The sequence below is a fragment of the Sphingobacterium daejeonense genome (genome assembly GCF_901472535.1).
Taxonomy (GTDB): Bacteria; Bacteroidota; Bacteroidia; order Sphingobacteriales; family Sphingobacteriaceae; genus Sphingobacterium; species Sphingobacterium daejeonense.
This window is the reverse complement of the sequence record NZ_LR590470.1, coordinates 756,615-783,512: the sequence shown is the minus strand read 5'-3', so window position 1 is coordinate 783,512 and position 26,898 is coordinate 756,615. Positions and strand designations below refer to the sequence as shown.

Here is a 26,898-nt window from a genome sequence, read left to right as displayed (position 1 = left end):
AATTTAAAGATTATTGCCCATTTTTGCACCTTATTTCATAATTTTTGCACGTGAAAATATTTCGCACTAAGCAGGAACTCCAACAAGAATTGAGTGGAATCCGCAAAGAAAATAAAGTCATCACCTTGGTCCCTACCATGGGTGCACTGCATGAAGGTCACTTATCTTTAATTAATTACGCCAAGCCTTCGACCGATGTAACAATCTGTAGTATTTTCGTCAATCCGACCCAGTTCAATGACCCTAAGGATCTTGAGAAATACCCCAGACCCATTGAAAATGACATCGCCCTCTTAGAGTCTGTTGGTTGCGACATTCTATTTTTGCCTTCAGTCGAGGAAATGTATCCTGAAAATGACCCTCAATGGCAAATTGACCTCGGAGATTTAGATCGTATTTGGGAAGGAGAACACCGTCCAGGCCACTTTCAGGGTGTTACACAAATCGTTTATAAGCTTTTTGACCTCGTAAAACCCAACCAAGCTTGCTTTGGACAAAAAGACTTTCAACAAGTTATGGTCATACAACGCATGTTAGAAATCAAGAACCTTGATATCAAACTGTTGATCTGTCCTATTGTAAGGAATGAAAAAGGATTGGCATTGAGCTCACGCAATGCTCGTCTTACAGAAGCTGGCAAGGAGAATGCTTTAACCCTTATTAAGTCTCTCAGGTATATAAAAGACAACCTGGATAATAAATCTGTTGAGGAACTATTAGAAGGAGCAAAAGCGATTATTGCTTCAAATCCTGAGGTGGAGTTAGAATATTTGAGTATCTGCGAAACAAAATCCTTGAGTCCTGTAACTAAGTTGGAAGAAGGCAAAGGGTACGTAGGATTAATTGCTGCATGGGTTGAAAACGTACGTTTAATTGACAATATATTACTTTCTCATTAGAATAATTTACAGATCAAATTACATTAAAAGACTAACTTTGCATTATGATGATAGAAGTAATGAAATCAAAAATTCATAGAGCGCGTGTTACACAAGCTGAATTGAATTATGTAGGTAGCATCACCATCGATCAGGACCTGATGGATGCTGCCGATATTATTGCCAATGAAAAAGTACAAATTGTAAACAATAACAATGGGGCCAGATTGGAGACTTATGTGATTCCTGGAGAACGTGGGACTGGAACTATTTGTTTGAATGGTGCTGCTGCTCGTCTTGTTCAGGTAGGAGATATCGTAATTATTATTTCCTATGCATTGATGGAACGCGAAGAAGCTAGAAATCACAAACCTCTTTTGGTATTCCCTGATGAGCACAACAAAATTGTTTAATATCCTCAAATAGCAATAAAATTGCTAATTTTAGCATACATTTGACCCGTGCATGCATAGACTAACCTCATATCGCCAATTTCTTGCCCACTTCCTATTGGTATGGATGTGTGGCATTATTACGAGCGGCGTAGTCTTCATGCACAAGGAGGTCACCTCCACGGGTGAGATCGTTACTCACATTCACCCTTACAACCTTGGCGAAAAGAAACATCATCAGCACCATTCTGATGCTGAGATTCGTTTCTTGGACATCGTTTATCAGGGCAGCTACCTTAATTGGTCCCCATTTGTTTTCGAAGTACCTATTCAACCTGAATTCACAGTTTTTGAATTCGGCTGTAGGTCTTACCATATTCTCTTACAAGACCATGAAATCCACTCCGGACGCGGTCCCCCTTCTTATATTTCTTAAATCATTTTTCAAAAAACGGACATCATTCATTTTATGATTAGCTATTGCTATTCATAAAATTTTTGTATAGTCCACCATTTTTTTATGATGTAGGAAGAATTATTTTCCTACCGATTGCTGGGTTCCGCTATTGAGGTTTGGATTGTCCCTGCGATTAATTAAGAGATATAATAAGAATATGAATCTATTTTTACTCAGGTCATTCCTGATCATTATATGCCTTGGCCTAGGCTTTAAGGCTAGTTATTCCCAGATTTCTGGCCGTGTCATAACGGATAAACAAGAACCCATTGCCAATGCTACGATTTTATTGGAAGGCACAAAAATTGGCACCTCCACAGATAGTTTGGGTTATTTTGAACTTGACAACAAGAATCAAAGCAGCAAGTCGATTTCTGTAAGAGCTGTAGGCTTCCAGAATGCCAAAAAAGCTATTCAACCAGGTGCGCACGAAAGCTTGAACATTATATTGTATGAAGATAATTTAAACCTAAATGAGGTTGTAGTCAGCGCATCTCGATACGGTATGGAAAGGAAAAAGGCTCCGGTTATCGTGAATGTTCTGAGTCCAAAATTATTTACAGCAACTCAATCCGTTGCTATGTCAGAGACCCTAAATTACCAACCCGGTGTTAGGGTCGAAAACAACTGCCAGAACTGTGGATTTACACAAGTAAGGTTGAACGGTATGGAAGGTGCTTATTCACAAATCTTGATCAATAGCCGTTCGGTTTTTTCTGCTTTGAATAGCGTTTATGGCCTTGATCAAATACCGACCTCCATGATTGACAGGATTGAAGTTGTACGTTCGGGCGGTTCTGCCCTATTTGGTGCAAATGCCATTGCTGGTACGATCAACATCATTACTAAAGATCCTGTAGAAAATGATTGGCAGATCAAATCCACGAATTCGATCATTGACGGTCAGACTTGGGATAACACCATCGACTTCAATACCTCCTACGTTGACAATGATCTGAAAACCGGAGCAACCTTTTACGGGATGCACCGCAACCGTCAGGCTTATGATGCAAATGGGGATGGATTTACTGAAATGACCAAACTAAAGAATCTCACATTCGGGACAAAAGCTTTTTACAAACCTTCCGAATTCAACAAAATAACATTGGATCTGAGTGCTCTGAATGAATTTCGACGAGGAGGAGATAATTTGGATAAAGCACCACATTTCACAGATGTCACCGAGCAGCTCAGAACCAATACATTTATTGGAGGATTAACTTATGATCAATATTCCAAGGATTATAAACATAAATTAAGCATTTATGGTTCAGCACAGCTTACCGATAGAGAAAGTTTTTATGGCGGCTTGGGTGGCGGTAGATCTGCACAGGACAGTTTGCTTGCCTCGAATTCATACGGCGAGACGGATGATTTTGCAATGGTTGCCGGTGCTCAATATACCTATACCTTCGAACGTGATGTAATCACAGCGGGTGTTGAATATAACAATAACAGAACCAAAGACAATATTCCTGGATATGAACGTCTGATCGATCAAAAAACACATGGTGTTGGGACTTATGCTCAATACGAATGGAATATCCTTGAAAATTTGAAAACCTTGATCGGCGCGAGATATGATTATACTTATGTAGATGGCAATTACAAACTGGCGAGTTATAACCGAAATTCATCACAAAACTTCGGCACTTTCAGCCCAAGATTCACTTTACTATATGATATTACAGATTATTTGCAGTTTAGAGGTGGTTACGCCCGAGGTTTTAGGGCTCCCCAAGCATTCAATGAAGACATGCACGTCACTTCCATTGGAGGTCAACAAGTTTTTGTGTTAATCGGAGAAAACCTTGAGACTGAATATTCGAACGCATATACTGGATCACTGAATTTCACAAAAGGATTCGGACCAATTCAAACGAGTCTCTTGGTTGAGGGATTCTATACGGACCTTCAGAATCCATTTACCAACATCATGACTTCCCAAGATGAAAATTTAATCCTACAGGAAATGAGGAATGGTACAGGAGCCAAAGTTTATGGATCAAATATTGAATTGAATATTGCACCTTCGGCGAAATATACTTTTCAGATGGGCGGCACAATCCAGCGTTCAGAATTCAATGACGATCAACTTCTTTATGAAGGGGCGACTCCAGCCGAGAATATCAGCAGCAGAAGGTTTGTTAGGACCCCGAATGTATATGGCTACTTAAACGCCAATTGGAAGCCTTTAGAACCATTCGGCGTTGATGTAACTGGTGTTTATACAGGAAGCATGATCGTACCACATGTGTTAGAAGGAGAAGAGATGATTTTAAAAACTTCTCCAAATTTCTTCGAGGCCAATTTCCGATTGGGATATACCTTTTCACTTAAGAAAGAATTGAGCTTGGAAGTGTTTGGAGGGATGCAGAACGTTTTCAATGCCTTCCAAAAAGATTTTGATCGAGGTGCACTCCGTGATTCAAATTATATCTATGGGCCATCAAGACCTAGAACAATAACATTTGGAATTAAAATAGGACATTTTCACTAATGCGTTTGTTACAAATATTGATATTATCCATCTTATTGATGTCATCAAAAGTTCAGGCTCAAGAGCAGCCTGAACCTGTGGTCAATTGGATCAGTTTTGAACAGCTTGGCGACTCCCTTGACAGCAATCCAAAACCCGTTTTGATATTCTTTCATACGGACTGGTGCAACTATTGCAAGAAGATGCTAAGGGAGACTTTTAGAGATAAGGAGGTGATTGAAAAACTCAACTCTGAATACTTTGCTGTTGAATTTGATGCGGAGTCAATCGATAGTGTTTTATTCGATGGGGTAACATATACCAATTCAAGTTCCAGAAAAAGGACGGGTAATTATCATGAATTATTCAAAATTTTAATGGGTAAATCGAAAAAGCATGTTTTCCCGACTACTTTAATAATGAATGCAGATTTTTCGGTGAAAACGAAAAAAATTAATTACTTAAGTATTAAGCAAATATTAAATATTTTATAAATTTAACATTGCTGTTGTAGCAAAATTGATTTGATTAACGTTTACAACATCAGAAATAAGATACTTAAACAAATATGAAAAACTTAAAATTACTCTTAGTAGCTTTTTTAGCGGTGGTTGCAGTTTCATCTTGTATGAAGGATGATAACAATTATGAGCAAATTGATTGGGAAAAAGAACAAGCAAGATTAGATTCAACTAAGGATGCACAACAAGATGAAATCAAAGCTTATGCAGAGGCGAACTTAAATCCTGAGAGAAGAAAATACAATGATTCATTGGGAATTTGGTTTGAAGTTCTTCCTACAACTGCTGAAGTAGACAGTACTTTTGAATATATTCAATCTGGAGCTTCATTTATGACAGTTACTGCAAGTGTAAAATATTCGGAGAAGTCATTGGATGGTAAATATTCCAAAAACGTGACTACAGCAACAAGAGCTTCAATTCAAACTGGTTATGCTCCTGGTGCATGGCTAGCTGCTTTCTACCCTAACAACATCAATGGACGTTACTACCCTGGTTTATTACCAAAAGGATTGTTGAAAAATGTTAAAATCAGATTGATTACTCCTTCTATCTATTACTATGATCTAAATGAGGTTGCGGATAAAGATGGAACAGGTACTCTTCCTCCAAATTCTCCATTAGATGTTGTCATCGATGTGGTTGAAATTGGTCGCTAAATGACATTCAAGAAATCAAAATTATCAAATAAAGGCAGCCTACATGCTGCCTTTTTTATGGAACACTTATACTCAAATGAAAAATTTAAAATTACTTTTTATAGCATTTTTAGCTATTACAACAATCTCATCTTGTTCAAAAGATTCTGACAACGGACTTGGTGATTATGAAGAAAATTTAAAAAGAATTGATTCTATTTTAAAGGCACAAGCTCCTATCTTAAAAGAATATGCAGAGCAGAATTTTGGCGAAAATGCTAAAATCGACAGTACAACAGGCATTTGGTATGAAGTTTTGGAATCTACTGTTGACAGTACATACGAGTATATTAAAACGGGGAACTCTTGGGTGCCTGTAGTCGCTACCATAAATTATAAAGGTGAATTGATGAATGGAACTGAATTTGATTCACAAAATAATTATGAGATGGATATCAACGGATTAATTCCAGCATGGTTGCAGATATTTTATCCAGAAAACAATTCTCCAAATGCATTTTCGGGAATTCTTCCACACGGCCTTTTGATTGGAAATAAAATCAGATTTATTGCCCCATCACCTTATTGCTATGACAATAAACCGGATAAAAATGGAAAAATCCCTGTGAACTCTCCTTTAATCTTCAATATTGAAGTACTTAAATTGAAGAGTGCAAATTAGTACCAACAAAAAATCAGTAATATTTACTTTAAGGCAATCAATAGATTGCCTTTTTTTTATTGACAATAATTTATCCTGGTGTTTTAAAAACAAGAAATCTAATTCTTCATTTTTCTTGTTTAAGACTTTGATTTGGCATGGTTCTTCTGTATCAAAACTAAATTTTATTACTATTTTTACTGTAAACTCAGGCATATGAAGATTGCTTTATCACAGATCAACTACCATATTGGAAATTTCGAAAAGAATAACGAAAAGATTATTGAATCCATTCAAAAAGCTAAGTCCGCAGGTGCGGAATTGATCGTCTTTGCAGAACTTGCAATTGGCGGCTACCCTGCAAAGGATCTTCTTCGAAATTCTTCTTTTCTTCAACATTGCTATCAGAGCATTGAATTTATTGCCAAACATTGCAAGGATATCGCTTGTATTATCGGTGCTCCTGTTCCTAATAAGGATGGTGAAGGAAAATCGTTATACAACGCAGCGGTTTTGATAGAGAATGGTGAAGTTAAGCACATTACCAAAAAAAGCCTGCTGCCAGATTATGATGTTTTTGATGAGTATCGTTATTTTGAGCCTAACAAGATAGTTTCATGTATCAATTTTAAAGGTAAAACAATTGCTTTAACGATCTGTGAAGATCTTTGGGATGATGATGGTCCTAATTCTTATGTTGGAGACATTATGCTCGAACTTGCAAAGGAAAATCCTGACTTAGTTATCAACATTGCGGCTTCTCCATTCTCATATACACATTTTGAAAGCCGCAAAAACGTGCTTAAACGTAATGTAATCAAATCAAATGCGCCATTGATTTATGTCAATCAGGTTGGAGCACAAACCGATATTATTTTCGATGGTAGATCGCTTGCTCTAAATAGAAAAGCGGAGGTCATCATGGAATTAAACGCATTTGATGAAGACTTACAATATGTTGAGCTGAACAATAATGATTTGGAAGTTGAAGAGGCACATCAAGAATTGAAGACCTCAGAAATCTTATTAATTCATGATGCTCTAATTTTAGGTTTAAGAGATTATTTTCAGAAATCGGGCTTTAAGACAGCTGTGTTAGGTCTTTCGGGCGGTTTGGATTCTGCCCTGGTTGCGGCTTTGGCATGTGAAGCTTTAGGTGCAGAGAATGTGCTTTCTGTTCTGATGCCTTCAGTATATTCTTCGGATCATTCTTTAAAGGATGCGCTGGATCTAGTTAAGAATACGGGATGCCAGCACCGAATAATTCCTATCAAAGATAGTGCAAAAGCTTTTGACAGCACCTTAGCAGAGACTTTTGAGGGCAGAGAAAATGATACTACGGAAGAAAACATTCAGGCGAGAACTCGAGGGACATTATTGATGGCTATTTCCAATAAATTCGGCAATATTCTACTGAACACTTCAAATAAAAGCGAGGCTGCTGTCGGTTACGGCACCTTGTATGGCGATATGGCCGGATCAATCAGTGTCATTGGTGATGTTTACAAGACTCAAGCATTTGAACTTGCACGATATATCAATAGAGATCGAGAAATCATTCCTATCAACACTATTGTAAAACCACCATCCGCTGAATTAAGACCTGATCAAAAAGATTCAGATTCCTTGCCAGCCTATGAAATTTTGGATGCTGTATTGTTCCAGTTGATTGAAATGGAAAAATCGAAGGATGATGTTATCAACTTAGGGTTTGATGAGGCATTGGTAAATAGGGTATATAAAATGCTCTGCAATGCAGAATTCAAAAGATTCCAAGCTCCTCCTATCCTGCGAGTTAGCCCTAAAGCATTCGGTCCAGGACGGTCCATGCCTTTAGTTGCAAAATATTCATTTTAGCATTAAACTTTTTGATTGAAAAATCGTCTAACAATATAAATTGAGATTTATGAAAAAGTTGTGGTCAGTTATGCTATTAGGAGCCATCATAGTGTTGGGTTCTTGTAGCTCTTATAAATATAATATGACGAGGGTCCAAAAGTTGGATTTCTCGCAATATAAAACTTATGGTTGGTTACCTCCGGTAGATTCACTTTCAAAGGATTATTTCACCAATGATATTGCTAAGGACAATATTTTGTCTACTGCAAATCATGAGTTGGAGGCCAGGGGCATGAATTATAGCAAGGACAATCCAGACTTGTTGTTCCGTTACATTACGATTGTGAACAACAAAAGCAGAATGGTCTACGGACATTCTGGTTGGGGCTGGGGAGGCCCATGGGGCTTTAGCCCTTGGTGGGGCTATGGCGGATGGGGTCGTTCTTATCCGGTTGGAAAAGAAAAAGTTCGTTATTCACATTTGATTATTGAAGCTAGAGACCGCAGGACAAACTCGGTAATCTGGCAAGCTAGAGGATCAGGTGAGATCCATAACCCTGAAAAAGCTATTAATAACCTTCCAAAAGTTGTAGAAGGAATATTTAAAGAATATCCTACGAAGTAGGGAAAAGGGCGAAGATTTTCGCCCTTTTTTATTTCTGCTTTGATTAGATACCGGGCGCTTCGGCTACGCTCAGCGACCGGCGGTCCTATAGTCCGCAGCGACTGCAGTATCCGTTATGATTAGAGACCGCGCTTCGGCTACGCTCAGCGACCGGCATTCCTATAGTGCTCAGCGACTGCAGTATCCGTTATCATTAGAGATCGGGCGCTTCGGCTACGCTCAGCGACCGGCGTTCCTCAGCGGCCGCATTCCAGCTTTATACTGATTGTCTTTGTTTCAGATAAAAAGGGACTTCAACATGGTCTTTGGATCGGTTTTTTATTAATTCTGCCGCCATTTTGCCCATCATTTCGAAGTCGGTTGATATCGTAGTGATTCCGTTAAGGATAAATTTTTTGAGTGGGGTTTCATTATATGAAATAACGCCTACATCCTTTCCAATCTGAAGATTTTTCTTGATGATTTTGTCGAGAAGTTTGACCAAGTCATCTTCTGCAATATTGATATAACAAGTTCCGAGTTCGATCTTTTCTTTTTCAAGTTCACTGACCAATGAATGGTTAAAAGCGTATTGTTGGGCAAATTTGTAAAATCCTTTAATGATTGCTTTTGGATAATCGCTGTTATCGGGAAAAATGAGGTTTAGGGTGTGGTATTTACTTAATGAAGGTAATGCTTCCTCCAGAGCACCATAAATGTCTTTCTCATAGTTTTCATAGACCGCAGCAAAGTCACCTTGGATATCATCAACGTATTTGCCTAACAGAACCAACTTATCTCTCGGTATGAGCTTATTAATAATCTCCGGAGCTTGATCTCTCCCTTCCTTAAAATGCGGGAACAGAACGTAATAATCGTAGGTTTTGGTCAGTCCCCCTAATAATGTTCTTAGATAGGTTATATCAGAGTTGTAGACGAAGAGATCTAATGCAGCATCATCTTCCAATTCCTTTGCGAATGAGTCGTATACTATCTTTTTATGTGCGCTCAGTTTATTTAAAAGGATTGCAATCTTTACTCTCTGTTTTACATCTGTTGTCGCGATATAGTAGCCCTTTCCTGGTATTGAAGCAATTACTTCTGCATTTTTCAGGAATTTGTAGGCCTTCTCTACGGTATCACGAGAGATATCCACATAGACGGAAAGCTCGTTGATGGAAGGTAGCATATCATCCTTCTCCAGCGTTCCGCTTTTAACTGCATCGATTATGGCACTGGCTAGCTGCTTATATTTAGGTGTGGCAGAAAAGTCACTAATCTGAATGGTTTTCAAGAAATCAGTTACCTTATTAGTCATAAGTTAGAAGTATTACTAAGATTGGTTCAATTGTATATGACCTAAGGTAAGTAAAATACTTGTTTTAATGGAAATGTTTTGGGTGAATAATCTGCATTTATTTCCATGAGATCTTTCATATATTCCCACCATTCTTTCATGATTGGATGTCCTCTCAATGTTAAATCATTATAATGCTCATTGAGTGTTTGAACAGCAAACAGATCCAATGTTTCAGGATCCAAGAAGATACTGTATTCAGAAATACCATTTTGCTTTAATAACTCGGCTAATTTCGGCCATATTTCTTGATGTCGGCGCAAATATTCTTCTTCGTTGCCGGCCAACAATTTCATCTTAAATGCTACTTGTTTCATCTTACAGGAATTAAATTTTGGATTTAATCGTATAATTTCCAGACCCCAGCTCTACCAATACTTTTCCTTCCATTTTCTTAATTGATTTCACAATATTATTATTGTCGATAGGTTCTCCGTTGATTTGTATGCTTGCTGTTTCTGTAACGGGAACAAAACAAAAAGCTTTTACATTTACCGGAATTTCTATTTGTTGAATCAATTCGCCGTTTGTTTTAGTCCAACCACTTTTAATATTTCCTGCCATAGATCTAAATGACCCTGAGGCTTTATTTATTCCGTAGTTACCTATTTCCGGTTGAATATAAATTTCTTGGTAGCCATTTGCCTTAGCTTTTATACCCAACATATTCTCAAACATCCATTCATTCACTGATCCAAAAGCATAGTGTGAAAAAGAATTCATGGCTGCATTGTGAATAAATCCTTTGTCCTTGGTAAAACTGTCCCAGCGTTCCCATATTGAGGTCGCACCATTGACAACTTCGTATCCCAAAGAAGGATATTCTGTACTTTGCAACAACTGATAGGCTTTATCTGAAGATCCAGAGGAGGTTAATGCAGGTAAGAGTGGTTTGAATCCTAAAAATCCAGTTGTCAACTTATTATCATTCGCTTCTACCAATTCGCGAAGGAATTTACCGGCTAATATTTGATCCTCTTCATTCAATATTCCGGAATACAAGGCATTCGCATAGGCTGTTTGGGTATGCCCGGCAAAACCATTTTGCCCTTCGACGTAACCTTCTCCATTTCCATAAAGTGCTGAAATAGTTTTTAGCCTCCCACTTTCTTCCATATAGTGCTTTTTGAAACCATTTTTAACGGTTAATGATTCCTTTTCATAATCATTTGCCAACTGTAGGTCTCCGATTGCACGACACATTTCTGCCATTAACTTATTGCAGTAGAAATAATATGTAGTAGCCAATAAATCAGGGCTGGTTTTTTCACCAACCGAAAGCCAATCCCCAAACCCGCCTTTAGGATTCACGTCTTCAAAGGATTTTTCTTTTAAGACACCGCCGTTGGTCCTTGCTTTCAGGAAAGCCATGAACTTATTCATGAACGGCAGGGACTCACGGACGATTCGGTGGTCATTATAGGCTTTGAAGATTTCATAGGTACAAATGATTCCAGCTTCGGACCATCCCGGAGAAAAAGCATCGGATGCACGTATTGCTGCTACGCCTTGCTCATTTACAGGCATCGGTGAATAAACGGGGTATGCACCGTTTGGCCATTGGGAGTCATGTAAATCTTGAATCCATTTCTTGTGAAATGGCGCTACGTCAGCATTGAAAATTGCTGAACGCATATAAACCTGTGCATCACCAGTCCAGCCCAACCTTTCATCCCTCTGAGGACAATCAGTTGGAATATCAATATAGTTAGCTCGTTGCGTCCAGATAATATTACTGTACAGTTGATTAAGCATTGCATTGTCTGACTCAAAATGACCAACCTGATCTAGATCAGAACTCAATGCCAATCCTGTCAAGAAGTCTAATTTAGGTTCCTCTTTTAAACCTGAAATTTCTACAAATTGAAATCCATGAAATGTAAAGCTTGGGCTCCATTCTTCAACCTTATCCCCTTTAAAGATATATGTGTCAGTAGCTCGGGCTTTTCTTAGATTGTCAACCATCAATGATCCATCAGGGAAAAGCATCTCTCCATAACGAAATACGAGAGAATCACCCAGCTTGCCTCTTAACTTTAAATGAATATTTCCAGCGAAGTTTTGACCAAAATCAACAATATATTTGCCTTCGGCAATTTTCTTGATAGACTTTGCTTTTAATTCTTCGACAACGCGAACAGGATTACTTGGATAAAGCTGAAGCAATTGTCCGGGTTTATCTTCAAATACCTGGATATTTTTCCATTTGGAATCATCAAAATCAACCTTGTCCCAATCGATAGGTTCTAGTCTTGCATCATGTTTTTCGCCCTCAAGGAAGTCTGATTCCAGAATTGCTCCAGTGCTAGTCTTCCAAGAACCATCCGTGATAATCTGTTCTTTTGAACCATCTTCATATTGAACTTCAACCTGAGCTTTCAACAAAGGAAACTTACCATAAAACTGCTTTACTTGTGGTGATCCAACTAAAAGTGCATAGCCTAAATATCCTGCATACCAGCCATTCGATAAAATAGCTCCGAATACATTTTCCCCTGCTTTGAGCTTATCGCTTACATCGTAGACGTTGTAATACACTCTTTTGTTATAATCTGTCCAGCCAGAAGCAAAGAAATCTTTTCCAATTTTCTCACCATTGATATAAAAGTTATGTAAGCCTAGAGAACTGATATAAAGGCGAGCAGATTTTATCTTTTTGCTAAGGTTAGCCTGTTTTCGAAGATATGGAGAAGGGGGCAAATGATACTCACCCTTTTCTGCCAATTGATTAAGATCTATCCCTATCCACTTTGCTTGCCAATCATTTGCATCTGGTTTTGCTAACTCCCAAGATTGAATTTCTGACCATTTGCCTTCTTTATCTTTCTCATCCCAGGCTTTGACTTTCCAATACACACGTTGACCTGATGCGATAGATTTGCCTGAATATTCAATTTGATTTGTATTGTTTCCACTAACTTTTTTACTATCCCATAAATCAGCTTTATTTTTTTCCAATAAACCTTCAGATGAAGCCACCATAATTTGGTATGCTGACTGAGATTTATTGAACCCCTTCCCTTCAAGTTCCCAACTCAAGCGTGGTTTTGCTTCTTCTACAAAAGGGTTTACCTTATATTCAGTTCTTAAATATGTTGGATTAATTTGTCCAAAAGCAATGTTCAGTAAGGAAAAGAAAACCAAACAGCAAAAAGATGTGATTTTATAGAAAGTATGTAGGTTCATAGTTATTATCTAATTATTTTAATTTCTTTTGGGGCTTCGATTTCGGAAACCACTTTGCCATTAGCATCCTTTGTATGTTTGACTTTTATGAGGCCATATTTTGTTGGGAAAGTTCCTTCTGCAAATGTCAGGTTTCCTAGATTTGGTTTTACTGTGTAAGCTTTACCACCTGGTTCAGCAACTTTAATTCCCAAAACATGTTCCGAGAGCCAAGAAGTAGGACCTGATGCCCAACCGTGCGCAAAACTATGGCGATGTCCCACATAACAATATGCTCCAAAATCACCATGAATGTCTACTTTTCCTTCTGGCACCAGTTCATCGATCCGACTAGCATTCGGAAGCCATTCAATATTGAAATCTTCCCAAAAAGTGGTTGCTCCTAAATCAAGCATTGCTCCCCAATATTCGGAAATAATATCCATTGCTTCCTTATATTTTCCAGCTTTTGCCATGGCTTCCAACATATAATACCCATAGAAGGTTGAGAATTTCTTTGCACCACCAACTTTTAAGACCTCATTATATGCTTTTTGTTCATCCATTAAGCCAACTAATGACATTAGTGCAGCTGCCTGCTTTGAATTGTTGTGTTTAGGTTTTATTTTTCTCATTTTCACCAAAGCATCATCACATAGCTTTTTTGTTTCTGGATCATTTAAGAATGTGCTTATTTGAGACGCTTTTTCAAGTCCTAAAATTGTCATGGCTTGTAAACCGGCATGAATTGCCAAGCTATCTTCACTAGATGGCCAATCCAAGAAACGAGTACCATCCATTTCTTCTTTTCCATCTCTAACCTTACCTAAAATCTGTTTAACTAACCCTTGAAGATATGGCTGTTGCTCCTTTAAATAAGCTAGATCACCATGTGCCATATACCAATCGTAATGCAATACGATCCACCACATGGAATAAGTACTGATTCCACACATCCATGAGCCTAGCGGAGTTGATTCTCTGGCCAAGTCTAGACTTCTAGGCACTACGTCATTATATCCAAATACGGTATTTACAGTTGCAACTTCAGGATGTAAGTCCCCTACCCACACTAAACGATCGCGCTTAATGGCATCCCAAAGATAATCTTGCATGTTAAGGTGGACAGTATATGCCCCTACATCCCAGATTTTGTTGAGTCTTTCATCTGAACTTTTGAACGAACCCAGGTAAGGTATGTCTCTATAGGTTGCTATTGCTCTGACTTCTCTAAGGTGTAGTTCAGCATCTGGATCCAAGAAATCAATCCTAGCAAATCGGAACCCAGATTCTCCGGTTTGATTTTTCCCTAACCAAGGCAATTGGAGATTCATGTCCCGCATGGCATGGTCATTGGTCGCTCCTTTTGCTCCTATTTCTGACATTGCTTCCGACACAGATTCTCCAAGACGGATTCTGACATTTTTCGGAGCATTTCCACCTCCCCACATACCCGTTACAATTTCCAATGATCCGTTCAGTTCCTTTCCAAAATCCAAAAGAACAGAACTTTTTGCTGAACCTGTATTTTTTAAGATGGTAATATTATCATTAGTCAAATTCGCTTGTCCATTTCCTTCCACTTTTAAGCTTTCTGACCCTTTGATATCCCCTTCTTGCCAAATTATACGAGTTGGATAGATGTATTCCCTTGTCAAGGGGCTAATATGTTTCGATCCATCGCTTAATTTATGCTGTGCCTGGGCAACAAAATGAGACAATATAATACTAACCAGTATTAGAATAGGTTTATGCTTCATGATTGAATAGGTTATAATTCTGAAAATGTTTTTAAAGATAAAAAAGCAATTCAAAAGTACTATCCTGTTCTTTCATGCGACAAAACTTTAATTATTTACTCTTATTGATTAATTGAGGAAACCAAGTTTGAAAATAAGTCAAAGGTTTCATATTCCCTGCGGATGCATAATCACAGAGTTGAAGTTCTACAGGTGCCGAACCAGTTTCTGAATAAGATTCTGGGATAAATTTCGCTTTAAACGACATCCAACTATTTGGATTTTCTGTTTCGACTAAATCAATTCTATTATTTTTGTTTATTACAGGAGTCAACACCGCTGAAACAGGAATATTTTCAGCAAACATAGCATCTCTGGACAATACTATTGGGCCGCGCATGATGGCCAAAGATTGAACTAGATCACCAGTTTTGAGAATTCTTGGATTTAAGTCTAATTCCAGATTAATAACATCAGAACCTTTCCATTTTTTATTGATTTGATAGTAGGTATTAGGTTCTATATCATCTTCGACATTTACATGATTGAAAGCTATTTTGCTTTCCTCACTCCAACTTGGTATTCTAATTTCAATCGGAACATCAATAGGTTTATTGGATTTTAGACCAATGCTAACAGTCGACGATTTGGGGTAATCAGTTTGAATAATCAGTTGTGCTTTTTGCTTTCCTATTTGGATATCATATGCTCCCGGGATAAAATAATTTACTTGAACAGCATTGTTTTCTTGCGTTACAGCATAAAATGGCATCAGAAACAGCGCTCTTGGCCCGCTGGCTTCACAACAGTTCAGGCCCATTCCACATTGCTCCGATCCAGGTAACCTTTGTCCATTTAGTGGCGTATATTTTGCCCATTGTGCTCCATCTTTACTTAATGACCCCAATAAAGCATTATAATAAGCATATTCAGCTTCTTCAGCATACTTATTCTCTCCAGTCAACCGGAACAATTGTAGGCATAATTTTATCCATGTTACAGTGACACATACTTCCTGATAATGGTGCACAGGATCAGCTTGCAATGCTTTCCCACCGAACCACATTTCCGTTGAAGCACCAGATCCAGCAATATTTATTTCAGTAGCCTTTATATTGTCCCAGGTATTTATAACTGCTTCTTTATACGTTGGATTACCAGTAATTCTATATAGCTCTAATAATCCTTCATAACAAGACATCATTTCATATGCTTTTTGACCTTGTTCCCAACTGTACCAAGAACTCGGTTTTTCAAACCTTTCTGCTACATTTACTTTACTTTTTTCAATTAATTGCGGCCCATCAGGACGGCTCCATTGCTTGACAATCGTTTCAGCAAATTCAAGGCATTTTTTGTTATTGGTAACTACATAGAGCTTACAGATGGGTTCTAGAACGGAGGATGCAGCCATTCCTCTATAATTACCTTTAGTAACCAAAATTCCATCAGCTTTTTGGAGATCATCCATAAGGTTCTGTGCCAATTTCTCGGCTGCCTGTAATACCTTGTTATCAGGCTTAATTTCATAAAAAGACAATAATCCAAGGAGGCAATATTTCCTTCCCCACACATCCCACTGTTGAAGACGTTTATCTGCTGCATAATTACCAATATAACCATCCGCTGTTTGTTGTTCCATCAACCCATATACAGCTTTTTCAAGAGTTTTAAAAAGTTTATCTGACGGCTTGTACTTATAAGCAAGTACCGCAGAGGTAAACCATTTTCCCCAAAACTCGGATTGCCACATATGAGTTTCCGTTCTTTTATTCGGATCGAATGCATTGATTAATCGATCCACATCTTGAGCGAGAATTCTATTTTGAACGGAAGATTCTAACCTTTCATCAATATATCCCTCAAGATTAATATGATTGACGGGTATCCTTTGGTCGTGGATAGACTGTGAAATCGAACAGGTATAAATACCTATAGAAAGGATAGTAAGTAAGAAGCTTTTTTTCATTAGGTGTATATTAGGTTTCTGATAAAATTAGGAAAGAAATAAGTAAAAAGGCGAATTTTTGGGGTTCAATTTTAACAGGATAGTGCAGGTAGGTTTCCAGGTATTTTACAGGACGGTGCAGGATGCTTAACCTAAAGGCTATAACTATATTTGGTTCATTAGCCTATAGCATAGGCGCCCAAATAAATAACTAATTTCGGTAACTGTTCAACCTTAGTTACCCATAAACCAAAAGAAAACGAAAACATGTATTATTTAGAAGATAGCTGATTTGTTATTTACAAGTAACGATGAAAAGTACCTCATAAAAAAACCGACAGTGTTCCCGCACCATCGGTTGTTCATTAAAGGTCTTTAAACTAACCAAGAGGGTCGAAACTCTTTATTGTTTAACCATTTAACTTTGCAAAGGTATGCAATATGACCAATTAAACAAAACCATTTCACCATGCTTGATTGCGCCTAAAGCGACATTTAGGAAGGTTTTGGGGTTCACTTTCGGAAAAGAACCCAAGAAAAGATTCCTGCAACTGGCATTAATTTTTCCTGCGTTGATACTATCGCAGGCAGGCTATTCCGAAGCCAACACATATTCTAAAATGAATAGAGAAGCGTTTAACATTTCCATGGACAATTCTATGGGCAACTTGAAAACTACTTCACTGGGGCAAGAAAAAGTCAAAGTCACCGGTACAGTTAGTGATGCCCAAGGAGTGCCTCTTGCAGGTGTATCGGTACGCGTAAAAGGCACAAATTCTGCCACATCTACCGATCTGAATGGAAAGTATGAAATCGAGTTGAACAAAGGTCAGACGTTGACCTTTGACAATCTTGGTTTTGCTTCTCAAGAAATTGTTGTCAATGCTGCTGGAACGCAAAATGTAACATTGGATAGCAGCAGTGAAGATATCTCAGAAGTTGTGGTTGTGGGATACGGTAGCCAACAGAAAAAAGATGTTACCGGTTCGGTTGCTGCCGTTTCTATGAAAAATGTAAAAGGACAAGCTGTAGCCAGTGCTGACCAAGCATTATCTGGCCAGATAGCTGGTGTACAAGTAAGCACATCAAATGGAACACCAGGAGGTGGTCCTAAAATTCAAATTCGTGGTATGAGTGCAATTGGTGCTGGAAGTCAACCATTATATGTTATTGATGGTTTCCCAGTTCCGACATCTTCTAGTGAGAGAGGGAATCCATTGGCAACTCTTAATCCGAATGATATTGAATCCATGACTGTATTGAAAGATGCATCGGCAACTGCGATATATGGTTCAAGGGGTTCCAACGGTGTTATCTTGATCAATACCAAACGTGGTGCTGATGGTCCGATGAAAATCGATGTGGCAGTAAGTTCTGGTTTGCAACAAGTACCTCAGAAAGGAAGACCGAACTTGATGAACGCGGCAGAGTTTGCGCAATTCCGCAAAGAAGCTATCGAAGATAAAATCAGGTTTGAAGAAGGCAGAGAGCCAACAATCGACGATATCCCTGAAGACTACCGCAATCCTGCTGCTTTAGGTGAAGGAGTTGATTGGTATGATGAGGTTACTCGTGTAGCTCCATTGACTGATGTCAACGTAAGTTTCAGTGGTGGAAATGAAAATGTACGTTCTTTTGTATCTGCTGGTTATCTAAACCAAGAAGGTGTCATGTTGAACACAGGGTTCGACCGTTTCTCCATTCGCGCAAATGTGGAAGGAAATCTTGCCAAGAAATTAAAATTAGGCATGAACATATCTCCTACCCTAACCTATCTTGAAGGTGGTATTAACGGTCAAGGACGTGATGAGTTCTTTGAAATCACGACTCCAGTTGCAAAAGTTTACGATGATGCTGGCAATTTAATTCCATATATCCAATCGTCGGGAACATTTGGTAACCCAAACCCTGTATTGTATATGAACGAAAGAACGGATAAGAGTTCAAAGTTAAAGTTATTGATGAGCACATTTGCTGAATATAGCTTTTTGGACAATTTGAAGTTCAAGACTACCTTCAACGTTGATTACCAAGATGAAAGTGGTGAATACTTTAGACCTTCAATTATCCCTAACCAAAATGCACCAGGATTATCAATTCCTAGCGGTAGTTATTGGAGAGGCCAATATTTAAACTGGGCAAATGAGAATACCTTAAATTATGATTATTCAACTGAGAGCGGTCATACCATTTCAGCTTTGGCAGGTTATTCCATCCAGATGCAAAAAAATAAGAGTGCAGGCTTCAATGGTTCGCAATTTCCAGATGATGACATTAAAACTCTAAATGGTGCTGCAAGGATTACTGGTGGTACAGGTATAGAGGATTGGGGTTTGATTTCTTATTTGGCAAGGATTAACTATTCCTATTTAGACCGTTATATTTTGACAGCATCTTACCGTGCAGATGGATCATCGCGTTTCGGTAAAGACAATCGTTGGGGTTCTTTCCCTTCTGTCGCTGTAGGTTGGCGTTTGTCTGAGGAAGCATTCTTGAAAGATAAAGAATGGATCAATGAATTAAAGTTAAGGGCTTCTTATGGACGTAGTGGTAACTTCAACATTGCAAACTACGCATCGTTAAGTAGTATCGGTACTGCGAATTATGTATTGAATGGAACATTGGCACCAGGACGTACAATGAACAGTCTGGGCAATACTTTCTTGGGATGGGAAAGAATGAAAGAGTTGAACATCGGTTTAGACTTTACCACGTGGAACAACCGCTTGACTTTTACCGCTAACTACTACAAACGCAACACATTAGACTTATTATTGAACACACCTATTCCACAATCTTCTGGATTTGGTTCAGTAACTGAAAATAGAGGTGATGTAGAAAATAAAGGTTTTGAGTTCTCAATCAGTTCAGCCAACATTGCACGTGAAAACTTCACTTGGAATACTGATTTCAATATTTCATTCAACAGAAATAAAGTTATTGATTTAGGAAGAAGTAAAGATCCGATCTATTCAGGGGCAAGTTCTGAAGGAAACTTCACGAATATCACTAGAATTGGCGAGCCTGTTGGGATGATCATTGGTTATGTGGTTGAAGGGATTTACCAAAATGAAGCTGATTTAGAAAAGTATCCTGCATTCCCTGGGGCAATTCCTGGAAACTTAAGAATGCGTGATGTGAACGGCGATGGACAAATCACTCCTAATGATGACTTTGATGTTATAGGGAATCCTTATCCGGACTTTACTTTAGGTATGACGAACACCTTGACTTTTAAGGGTTTTGACGCTCGGGTTAACTTGGTTGCGTCAATGGGCCAAGAGATGTTGCACGCAACTCGCTTTTATACCGACAATATTGACGGTGTATTTAATGTGAGGAAAGAGGTAGCAGATCGTTGGCGTTCAGAATCCAATCCTGGAAGTGGGTTAGTTCCAACGACTAATGGTACTGGTAGAGGCCGTGTAATGTATCGTGATACGCATTCATTATTTGTGGAAAAAACAGATTATTTATGGATCAAGAATATAACAGTAGGTTATACGCTTCCAAAAAGTATTGCAGGTGTAGTTAATAATCTTAGAATCTATGCCAACTTACAAAATCCGTTTGTATTCACAGGTTATGAAGGAAATCCAGAAGGAACGAATATCAACAGAGGGGATACTAGTCCTCTGGTTCCAGGTATTGACTACTCAGCATACCCAGTTCCAAGGATTTATACATTAGGGTTGAATTTCAATTTTTAAGGCAAGAGTTATGAAATTAAGATATATTCTATTAGGTCTAGGTTTATTGAGCATGAGCTCCTGCAACAAGTTATTGGATGTAGAACCTTATACCTTTTCAAGTGGTGATAATTATTACGAAAATGAAGGTCAGGTCCTTCGTGCTGTAAACGGTGTTTACAGTAGATTACAAGGATTATATACGAGTGATTTTTGGGCAATGACGGAAATGAGGGCTGATAACACAAATTATCAGTACGATGAAACAGACCGTGGTGTGCAACAACGTGAGGAGATTGATGAATTTCTCATTACTTCTTCTAACAATTATGTTAACAATGCTTGGGTTGCTCTGTTTGGTATCGTTCAGCAGGCCAACGTCATCATTAGCAGAATTGACAATGTTCCCTTTGCTGATGAAAAAGTGAAACAACAGTATCTTGGTGAGGCAAAATTCATCCGTGGCTTTACCTACTTCCACCTTGTTCGGTTGTTTGGCGAGGTTCCATTGCATACAAAAGAAGTAGCTAATCCTCAGGATGCTTTTACAGATGGTAAAAAAGGTACTGTTGATGAAATTTACACTGTTATTATTCAGGATTTCAAGGATGCCATTGCCAGCTTACCTCCAGGTTATGATGATAATAACAAAGGAAGGGCTACAAAAGGGGCGGCACATGCGGTATTGGGAGATGTATACTTGACACGGAAACAATATGCAGATGCTGTTACAAATTTCACAGAAGTTACTAAATTAGGGTATTCATTAATGCCAGACTACGCTTCTTGTTTTAGTCCAAATTCTAAAAACAATGCGGAATCGGTTTTTGAAATACAATACGACCAATCCGTAGAGGGTGAGAACAGTAATTTTATCTACATGTTTGGCCCTCGGAATGCGAAGATGAAGTTGATAGGTTTTTCAGGAAACTTAGGCGGTAGTAATATTCCAACTCCGAGTATTTACAATGCTTACGAGACGGGAGATAATAGACGCGATAAATCTATCCAGATGTTTTCTGATCCTTCGAACGCAAATTTCCAGGAATCTAAAGCATTTAACGGGAATATGCCGTTTATCAAGAAATATTACCATCCACCATATATTGAGGATGGTCGTTCAGATGAAAACTGGCCGGTATACCGTTATGCCCACGTCTTATTGATGTTAGCGGAGGCACAAAATGAAGTTGGATCAGGAGATCCATATGCACACTTAAACCTAGTCAGAAAACGTGCAGGCTTACCAGCATTGTCTGGTTTATCAAAAGATGCTTTACGTGATGCTATTGCAAAAGAGCAACGCGTGGAAGTGGCTTTTGAAAGTCATAGATGGTATCAGTTATTGCGTACTGGTAAGGCCATCGAAGTGATGACTGCTCACGGAGCTGAAGAAAAGAAAAGATTGTCGAGATTAAGCAGTGCTTCATATAATATCCAACCGTTCAAATTATTGTTTCCGATTCCTCAAAGAGAAATCCAGATCAATGGCATTGAACAAAATGAAGGTTGGTAGGAATATAAGCTGTTATAAATTATTCAACATAATAACCAAATGATAAAAACGAAAAGAGCACAATTGTATTTGTTTGGTATGTTCCTGCTGATATTTGCGGGATCATGTAAACAAGAAAAGGAAACAGAAGTGGTAAAGGAGCCAAATCCAAAGACTGATAAGATTGTCTTACCGGATGGATTTGAGATTGAACACATATATAGCCCTTCTGATGACGAAAAAGGGTCTTGGGTTTCTATGACTTTTGATGACAAAGGTCGTATGATTACCTCAGATCAATTTGGCGGATTATTCCGCGTGGAATTACCTCCAATTGGTTCTGACACCACTGTTAAGCCTAAGATTGAGCCTTTAGATTTTCCTATCGAGGGTCAGGATCCAGCAGACACCTCCAAAACCAAGGTAGGAATGGGTTTTGCACAAGGATTGTTATGGGCAAATAACAGCTTATATGTGATGATCAACCATCGTCCAAACGAGAATTTATCAAAAGGTTCTGGTCTATATAGAATCCAAGACACCAACAACGACGATAAATTGGACAAGATAACTCAAATCTTGGCCTTGGAGGGTGAAGGTGAGCATGGTCCACACAGTATTATTCAAGGTCCTGATTCAGCAATTTATGTCATTGCGGGGAATTTCACGAAAGTCCCTAAAATGAACAGTTATAGATTGAAGCCTAACGACAGTTTGGACAATTTGCTTCCTATGATTTATGATACGCATGGTCATGATTCAGATTCTCATAACGCGGGTGGATGGATTGCAAAAACAGATGCTGAAGGTAAGAATTGGGAATTAATTGCTTCAGGAATGCGTAATGGGTTTGACTTGGCATTCAATAATGATGGCGAGTTATTCACTTACGATTCCGATATGGAATGGGACTTTGGGATGCCTTGGTACCGTCCAACACGTATTCTACACGTCACAAGTGGAGCAGAATATGGATGGAGAAAAGGTGATGCAAAATGGGATGAGAGATTTTTAGATAACTTACCAGCAGCTTTAAACATCGGCCAAGGCTCTCCTACTAACTTTATTAACCCAAATAAAGCCAAATTCCCAGATAAATATAGAAACAGCTTATTTGCTTTTGACTGGAGTTTTGGTATTATCTACGCGATTCATTTGACTCCTGATGGCGCATCATATAAGGCAAATGCTGAAGAATTCATTTCGGGTTCTCCACTTCCATTGACAGATGGTACTATTGGGCCAGATGGTTCTCTTTATTTCTTGACTGGAGGTCGTAGGTTAGAATCTGATCTTTATCGTGTTTATCACAAAGATCGTGATAAAATCAATCCTGAAACTCCAAAACCAAATGTAAACGCAGAGGTCAAATTACGTCGTGAAATTGAACAGTACCATAAACCTTCTCCGGCAGGTACAGCAGAAAAAATCTGGGAATACTTAGGCCATGAAGATCGTCATATTCGTTATGCAGCTCGTGTAGCACTTGAACATCAACCATTTGATTCATGGAAAAACTTAGTTTTTGGAGAAAGAAATGTGGTTCGTTTGACAGAAGCTATGGTTGCAGTTGCTCATGTAGCTGATCCATCCATCAAACAACAAGTTTTAAATAAGTTAGCTACAATTCCTTTGGAGAAAATCACTCCAAAAATGTTAGAGAACTTATTAAGGGTTTATGAAATCGTGATTTCAAGAATGGGCAAAGATCGAAGGAGCTCAAGCAGCAGCTTTGGCACAAAGACTTGAGCCATTATATCCTGCAAAATCTAATTATACAAACAGAGAATTAGCAAAAGTATTACTAGCACTAAACAGTGAGCCTGCAATTAAGAAAACATTGGAATTATTGGCGACAGCTAAGGATGACACCATTCAAACTACCTACATGAGTTCTTCGGACATGATTTTGAGGAACCCACAATACGGTTTGGATATTGCCGACATGTTGGCAAACATCCCTCCTGCTCAGCAAATATTCTATGCTACTGCGCTGAGCAATACTAGCAGTGGCTGGACCCCGGAAAACACGTGAAGACTATTTCAATTGGTTTTATAAAGCTTTTGGCTATAAAGGTGGTAACAGTTATATCGGTTTCATCGATAACGCACGTAAAATGGCTTTGTCACATGTTCCTAAAGATCAATTTGCGATGTACAGCAAGATGTCTGGTGACTCCTTGTTAAATGAAAAAGGAACAAGGCTTGCAGAAAACGTCGAAGGACCAAAAGGTCCGGGCAGAGCTTGGGAAGTAGATTCTGCACTAAAAGTCGTAGATGAAAACACTGGGGTTCGTGATTTTAAACGCGGCAGGGAATTATTCTTGGCAATGAAATGTGGGTCATGTCATACCATTAAGGGTGAAGGAGGATCAGTTGGTCCGGACCTTACGCAGTTAGGCACACGTTTCTCAAAACGTGACATGTTGGAAGCAATCATAGAGCCTAGCAAGGTAATTTCTGACCAATATGAGTCAAAAGTATTCAATATGAAAGACGGGACTTCGGTTTTAGGACGTTTAATGAGTGAGGACGAAAAGAATTATGTGATATCACAAAAATCCTTATGCACCACATGTCACAAAAACTCTTGCGAAGAGTGATGTGAAATCAATGAATCGTTCTGAAGTATCGATCATGCCTCCGGGAACGCTGAATGTGATGAGTCCGGATGAAGTAAAAGATATTATTGCCTATTTGATGTCAGGCGGTAATGAGAACAATGAGATTTATAAGAAAAAATAATTAAAAATTGGAAAACTCAAATCAAGACTGGTTGAATAAAGTCTCCCATATTGCTCAAGTTGGAGGCATTGAAACTTCCATTTTAGATAATGGCAGAGGGAAAGGAACACGTATTGCATGGTTCAATACAGGAGCAGGATTACGTTTTAAAGTTGTTATCGACAGGGGATTGGATATTGCGGATGCTTCTTTCAACCAGTTTAATTTGAGTTGGCTAAGCCGACTGGGAGTTACGTCTCCACAGCCATTCTCTGATAAGGGAGTAGATTGGCTCCGAACTTTTGGAGGCGGTTTATTGACTACTTGCGGAGTGACACATGTTGGTGGACCTGAGGAAGATGAATATGGAAAGAGAGGGCTGCATGACCAATTCAGTAACAGTCCTGCAGAACTTATCGCGGTGAAGCAACCAGACCCTTCAACTGGGGATCTGGAGATGTCCATTACAGCAAAAATATTTCAGGGCCATCCCTTAGGAGATAACATCGAAGTTAAGCGCACCATAAGATGTACTCTTGGTCAACCAACTATTTATTTGGATGACGAAGTTCAAAATGTTGGTAATATCAATTCTTCCCATATGATTTTATACCATTTCAACTTTGGATGGCCTTTTATTGATTCGGGAGCCAAGCTATTATGGAAAGGGTCTTGGACTTCTCGTGAAACAGGGGAAGACAACAAAATATTCAAGGAAGGTCAAGACTTCCGGACTTGCCAAGAGCCACGTGCAGATCACAGCGGTTCTGGTGAAGAAGCAGCCCTAATAGATGTAGAAGCAACATCAGATGGAAAAGCTGAATGTGGAATTTACAATGAAAAATTAGGTTTTGCTCTGAAACTAAGTTTCAACAAAAACCAATTGCCATGGTTAACGAATTGGCAACATTGGGGAAAAGGCGAATATGTGACGGGGCTTGAACCTGGCACAAATCCCCCACTTGGACAGAAACTTATGCGTGAGCGTGGGGAATTAATCCAATTGAAACCCGGAGAGAAGCGAAAATATAATTTAGAAATCAGTATATTGAATACTTCTACCTCCATCAACGAATTTGTAAACAAGTATATAAACCTATAAAAATAAATAGAATGAGCATCATTGAAAAAGCATTCGAACAAGGAAAAGGAATATTGAGACTAGCCCCAAACTGGGTTCCTAGATCTTTTTGTGTACCAGGAAGACGGATTAAGCTACACCCCGATGATTATTATGTCTTAGGTGGTGAAAGAGGTGGTATTGATGAAAGATGGTTTTCATCCACTACACCAGCTAAAAATGGTCCGCTTACTGGAGAATTCGAAGGTTTGAGTTTTGTTGTATATGAAGAAAACGGAAAAACAGAGCAGGTATTATTGGCGGATTGTGTAAATGAATTAAAAGGAAAACTGATTGGCAATAGGTTATGGGACGAATACCAAAGTTGGCCTATGTATTCAAAATTCTTTGATAATATGGGTCCTCTTCCACATCATATCCATCACAATGATGAAAAAGCGGCTTTAATTGAGCAACAAGGAAAACCTGAAGCTTATTATTTCCCGCCGCAGCTCAACAACCATGGTGGTGATTTCCCTTATACATTTATGGGAATTGCTCCTGGAACTTCTAAAGAAACTATCAAAGAATGTTTAGAAAATTTCGCAAAAGGAGATAATAAAATAACCAACTACTCTCAGGCTTACCGTTTAGAACCAGGGACAGGTTGGGACGTTCCTCCTGGTCTATTGCACGCACCAGGTAGTCTTTGTACCTACGAACCTCAAAAAGCATCAGATGTATTCGCGATGTACCAATCATTGGTCAATGAAGCAATTATTCCTGAAGAGTTGTTGTGGAAAGGAGTTCCTGAAAATATGAAAGGTGATTACGAATGCCTTGATGGATATCATTGACTGGGATCTGAATGTTGACCCTGACATGATGAAGAATAGGTTTATGGCTCCCCTACCTGTGAAAGATGAGAAAGAAATGGAAAATGCTGGTTATTCAGAGAAATGGGTATGCTATAAATCCACTGCATTCAGTGCTAAGGAATTAACAGTATTCCCGGGGCAAACTGTTACGATCACCGATGCTGCGGCATACGGCTTGATCATGATGCAAGGTTATGGCAAAATGAATGACTGGACAATTGAAACACCAGCTTTAATCCGCTATGGTCAATTGACTAATGACGAATTCTTCGTATCGGAGGAAGCAGCAAAAAAGAGGGGTTACTATTCAGAACCTTTCGCAAACAGACCCTATTGTTATGCTAAAACACTTTGGTCCTGACAATCCAGATTTA

23 protein-coding genes are annotated in these 26,898 nt (G+C 38.7%); 18 read left to right on the top strand and 5 right to left on the bottom strand.

All coding sequences use genetic code 11. The features are described 5' to 3' along the window. Positions 1-50 precede the first annotated feature (50 nt). The 9 genes from panC to FGL31_RS03680 all read left to right on the top strand — a co-directional run bounded on the left by panC (position 51) and on the right by FGL31_RS03680 (position 8,490). On the top strand, positions 51-899 hold the full coding sequence (gene panC, locus FGL31_RS03720; protein WP_138089736.1) for a pantoate--beta-alanine ligase: 849 nt from the start codon (positions 51-53) through the stop codon (positions 897-899). 44 nt (positions 900-943) lie between these two features. Beyond that, the gene (panD, locus tag FGL31_RS03715) at positions 944-1,291 is read left to right on the top strand and encodes an aspartate 1-decarboxylase (RefSeq protein WP_094255370.1); all 348 of its coding nucleotides are present in this window, start codon (positions 944-946) and stop codon (positions 1,289-1,291) included. 52 nt (positions 1,292-1,343) lie between these two features. Further along, on the top strand, positions 1,344-1,706 hold the full coding sequence (locus FGL31_RS03710) for a DUF8478 family putative metalloprotein (protein ID WP_138089735.1): 363 nt from the start codon (positions 1,344-1,346) through the stop codon (positions 1,704-1,706). A 178-nt stretch (positions 1,707-1,884) separates the two neighbouring features. After that, the gene (locus FGL31_RS03705) at positions 1,885-4,227 is read left to right on the top strand and encodes a TonB-dependent receptor (RefSeq protein WP_138089734.1); all 2,343 of its coding nucleotides are present in this window, start codon (positions 1,885-1,887) and stop codon (positions 4,225-4,227) included. Between the two features lie 38 nt (positions 4,228-4,265). Beyond that, positions 4,266-4,700 (top strand): thioredoxin family protein, encoded by a 435-nt coding sequence (locus FGL31_RS03700; protein WP_232046241.1) that lies wholly within the window; start codon positions 4,266-4,268, stop codon positions 4,698-4,700. Between the two features lie 74 nt (positions 4,701-4,774). After that, on the top strand, positions 4,775-5,386 hold the full coding sequence (locus FGL31_RS03695) for a hypothetical protein (protein ID WP_138089732.1): 612 nt from the start codon (positions 4,775-4,777) through the stop codon (positions 5,384-5,386). Positions 5,387-5,462: 76 nt separating this feature from the next. After that, on the top strand, positions 5,463-6,047 hold the full coding sequence (locus tag FGL31_RS03690; protein WP_099372079.1) for an FKBP-type peptidyl-prolyl cis-trans isomerase: 585 nt from the start codon (positions 5,463-5,465) through the stop codon (positions 6,045-6,047). Between the two features lie 195 nt (positions 6,048-6,242). Then, complete coding sequence (locus FGL31_RS03685; RefSeq protein WP_138089730.1) at positions 6,243-7,883, top strand: NAD+ synthase; 1,641 nt, start codon at positions 6,243-6,245, stop codon at positions 7,881-7,883. 49 nt (positions 7,884-7,932) lie between these two features. Beyond that, a complete protein-coding gene (locus FGL31_RS03680; RefSeq protein WP_138089729.1) occupies positions 7,933-8,490 on the top strand; it encodes a DUF4136 domain-containing protein in 558 nt (185 codons plus the stop codon). A 256-nt stretch (positions 8,491-8,746) separates the two neighbouring features. Here the strand turns inward: FGL31_RS03680 and FGL31_RS03675 are convergent, their stop codons facing one another. The 5 genes from FGL31_RS03675 to FGL31_RS03655 form a co-directional block, all read right to left on the bottom strand. Beyond that, complete coding sequence (locus tag FGL31_RS03675; RefSeq protein ID WP_099372076.1) at positions 8,747-9,787, bottom strand: GntR family transcriptional regulator; 1,041 nt, start codon at positions 9,785-9,787, stop codon at positions 8,747-8,749. A gap of 41 nt (positions 9,788-9,828) precedes the next feature. Continuing rightward, a complete protein-coding gene (locus FGL31_RS03670; protein WP_138089728.1) occupies positions 9,829-10,143 on the bottom strand; it encodes an L-rhamnose mutarotase in 315 nt (104 codons plus the stop codon). A gap of 10 nt (positions 10,144-10,153) precedes the next feature. Continuing rightward, positions 10,154-13,012 (bottom strand): alpha-L-rhamnosidase, encoded by a 2,859-nt coding sequence (locus FGL31_RS03665; protein ID WP_138089727.1) that lies wholly within the window; start codon positions 13,010-13,012, stop codon positions 10,154-10,156. Between the two features lie 5 nt (positions 13,013-13,017). After that, complete coding sequence (locus tag FGL31_RS03660; RefSeq protein ID WP_138089726.1) at positions 13,018-14,751, bottom strand: alpha-L-rhamnosidase-related protein; 1,734 nt, start codon at positions 14,749-14,751, stop codon at positions 13,018-13,020. 91 nt (positions 14,752-14,842) lie between these two features. After that, complete coding sequence (locus FGL31_RS03655) at positions 14,843-16,699, bottom strand: beta-L-arabinofuranosidase domain-containing protein (protein ID WP_138089725.1); 1,857 nt, start codon at positions 16,697-16,699, stop codon at positions 14,843-14,845. Between the two features lie 413 nt (positions 16,700-17,112). Between FGL31_RS03655 and FGL31_RS03650 the strand changes: the two genes are divergently transcribed. Genes FGL31_RS03650 through FGL31_RS23050 form a run of 9 tightly spaced genes read left to right on the top strand, consistent with a single transcriptional unit; the run spans position 17,113 to position 26,885 of the window. After that, positions 17,113-20,388, top strand: a complete 3,276-nt coding sequence (locus FGL31_RS03650) for a SusC/RagA family TonB-linked outer membrane protein (RefSeq protein WP_138089724.1) — start codon at positions 17,113-17,115, stop codon at positions 20,386-20,388. A gap of 10 nt (positions 20,389-20,398) precedes the next feature. Then, a complete protein-coding gene (locus tag FGL31_RS03645) occupies positions 20,399-21,883 on the top strand; it encodes a RagB/SusD family nutrient uptake outer membrane protein (protein ID WP_138089723.1) in 1,485 nt (494 codons plus the stop codon). 39 nt (positions 21,884-21,922) lie between these two features. After that, positions 21,923-23,611, top strand: a complete 1,689-nt coding sequence (locus FGL31_RS23065) for a PQQ-dependent sugar dehydrogenase (protein ID WP_197734081.1) — start codon at positions 21,923-21,925, stop codon at positions 23,609-23,611. Further along, on the top strand, positions 23,595-23,897 hold the full coding sequence (locus FGL31_RS23060; protein ID WP_197734080.1) for a hypothetical protein: 303 nt from the start codon (positions 23,595-23,597) through the stop codon (positions 23,895-23,897). The genes FGL31_RS23065 and FGL31_RS23060 overlap by 17 nt, the downstream gene beginning before the upstream one ends. Then, a complete protein-coding gene (locus tag FGL31_RS23055; protein WP_197734079.1) occupies positions 23,872-24,465 on the top strand; it encodes a c-type cytochrome in 594 nt (197 codons plus the stop codon). The genes FGL31_RS23060 and FGL31_RS23055 overlap by 26 nt, the downstream gene beginning before the upstream one ends. Positions 24,466-24,475: 10 nt before the next feature. Continuing rightward, positions 24,476-24,607 carry a hypothetical protein gene (locus tag FGL31_RS27455; RefSeq protein ID WP_262709033.1) on the top strand — a complete coding sequence of 44 codons (132 nt, stop codon included), beginning with the start codon at positions 24,476-24,478 and terminating at the stop codon, positions 24,605-24,607. Between the two features lie 7 nt (positions 24,608-24,614). Then, positions 24,615-25,688, top strand: a complete 1,074-nt coding sequence (locus tag FGL31_RS03635) for an aldose 1-epimerase family protein (RefSeq protein WP_138089722.1) — start codon at positions 24,615-24,617, stop codon at positions 25,686-25,688. A gap of 11 nt (positions 25,689-25,699) precedes the next feature. Beyond that, positions 25,700-26,503, top strand: a complete 804-nt coding sequence (locus tag FGL31_RS03630; protein ID WP_197734078.1) for a cupin domain-containing protein — start codon at positions 25,700-25,702, stop codon at positions 26,501-26,503. Continuing rightward, positions 26,472-26,885, top strand: a complete 414-nt coding sequence (locus FGL31_RS23050; RefSeq protein ID WP_197734077.1) for a hypothetical protein — start codon at positions 26,472-26,474, stop codon at positions 26,883-26,885. The genes FGL31_RS03630 and FGL31_RS23050 overlap by 32 nt, the downstream gene beginning before the upstream one ends. Positions 26,886-26,898 lie beyond the last annotated feature (13 nt).

What these genes read in the sequence shown, in the direction of transcription:
- FGL31_RS03685 (WP_138089730.1), top strand. Translation starts at nt 6,243, where the DNA reads ATGAAGATTGCTTTATCACAGATCAACTACCATATTGGAAATTTCGAA.
- FGL31_RS03670 (WP_138089728.1), bottom strand. Translation starts at nt 10,143, where the DNA reads ATGAAACAAGTAGCATTTAAGATGAAATTGTTGGCCGGCAACGAAGAA.
- FGL31_RS03645 (WP_138089723.1), top strand. Translation starts at nt 20,399, where the DNA reads ATGAAATTAAGATATATTCTATTAGGTCTAGGTTTATTGAGCATGAGC.
- FGL31_RS03680 (WP_138089729.1), top strand. Translation starts at nt 7,933, where the DNA reads ATGAAAAAGTTGTGGTCAGTTATGCTATTAGGAGCCATCATAGTGTTG.
- FGL31_RS03665 (WP_138089727.1), bottom strand. Translation starts at nt 13,012, where the DNA reads ATGAACCTACATACTTTCTATAAAATCACATCTTTTTGCTGTTTGGTT.
- FGL31_RS03695 (WP_138089732.1), top strand. Translation starts at nt 4,775, where the DNA reads ATGAAAAACTTAAAATTACTCTTAGTAGCTTTTTTAGCGGTGGTTGCA.
- FGL31_RS03655 (WP_138089725.1), bottom strand. Translation starts at nt 16,699, where the DNA reads ATGAAAAAAAGCTTCTTACTTACTATCCTTTCTATAGGTATTTATACC.
- FGL31_RS03710 (WP_138089735.1), top strand. Translation starts at nt 1,344, where the DNA reads ATGCATAGACTAACCTCATATCGCCAATTTCTTGCCCACTTCCTATTG.
- FGL31_RS03705 (WP_138089734.1), top strand. Translation starts at nt 1,885, where the DNA reads ATGAATCTATTTTTACTCAGGTCATTCCTGATCATTATATGCCTTGGC.
- FGL31_RS03650 (WP_138089724.1), top strand. Translation starts at nt 17,113, where the DNA reads ATGCAATATGACCAATTAAACAAAACCATTTCACCATGCTTGATTGCG.
- FGL31_RS03675 (WP_099372076.1), bottom strand. Translation starts at nt 9,787, where the DNA reads ATGACTAATAAGGTAACTGATTTCTTGAAAACCATTCAGATTAGTGAC.
- FGL31_RS03630 (WP_197734078.1), top strand. Translation starts at nt 25,700, where the DNA reads ATGAGCATCATTGAAAAAGCATTCGAACAAGGAAAAGGAATATTGAGA.
- FGL31_RS23065 (WP_197734081.1), top strand. Translation starts at nt 21,923, where the DNA reads ATGATAAAAACGAAAAGAGCACAATTGTATTTGTTTGGTATGTTCCTG.
- FGL31_RS03700 (WP_232046241.1), top strand. Translation starts at nt 4,266, where the DNA reads ATGTCATCAAAAGTTCAGGCTCAAGAGCAGCCTGAACCTGTGGTCAAT.
- FGL31_RS27455 (WP_262709033.1), top strand. Translation starts at nt 24,476, where the DNA reads ATGAATCGTTCTGAAGTATCGATCATGCCTCCGGGAACGCTGAATGTG.
- FGL31_RS03690 (WP_099372079.1), top strand. Translation starts at nt 5,463, where the DNA reads ATGAAAAATTTAAAATTACTTTTTATAGCATTTTTAGCTATTACAACA.
- FGL31_RS03660 (WP_138089726.1), bottom strand. Translation starts at nt 14,751, where the DNA reads ATGAAGCATAAACCTATTCTAATACTGGTTAGTATTATATTGTCTCAT.
- panD (WP_094255370.1), top strand. Translation starts at nt 944, where the DNA reads ATGATGATAGAAGTAATGAAATCAAAAATTCATAGAGCGCGTGTTACA.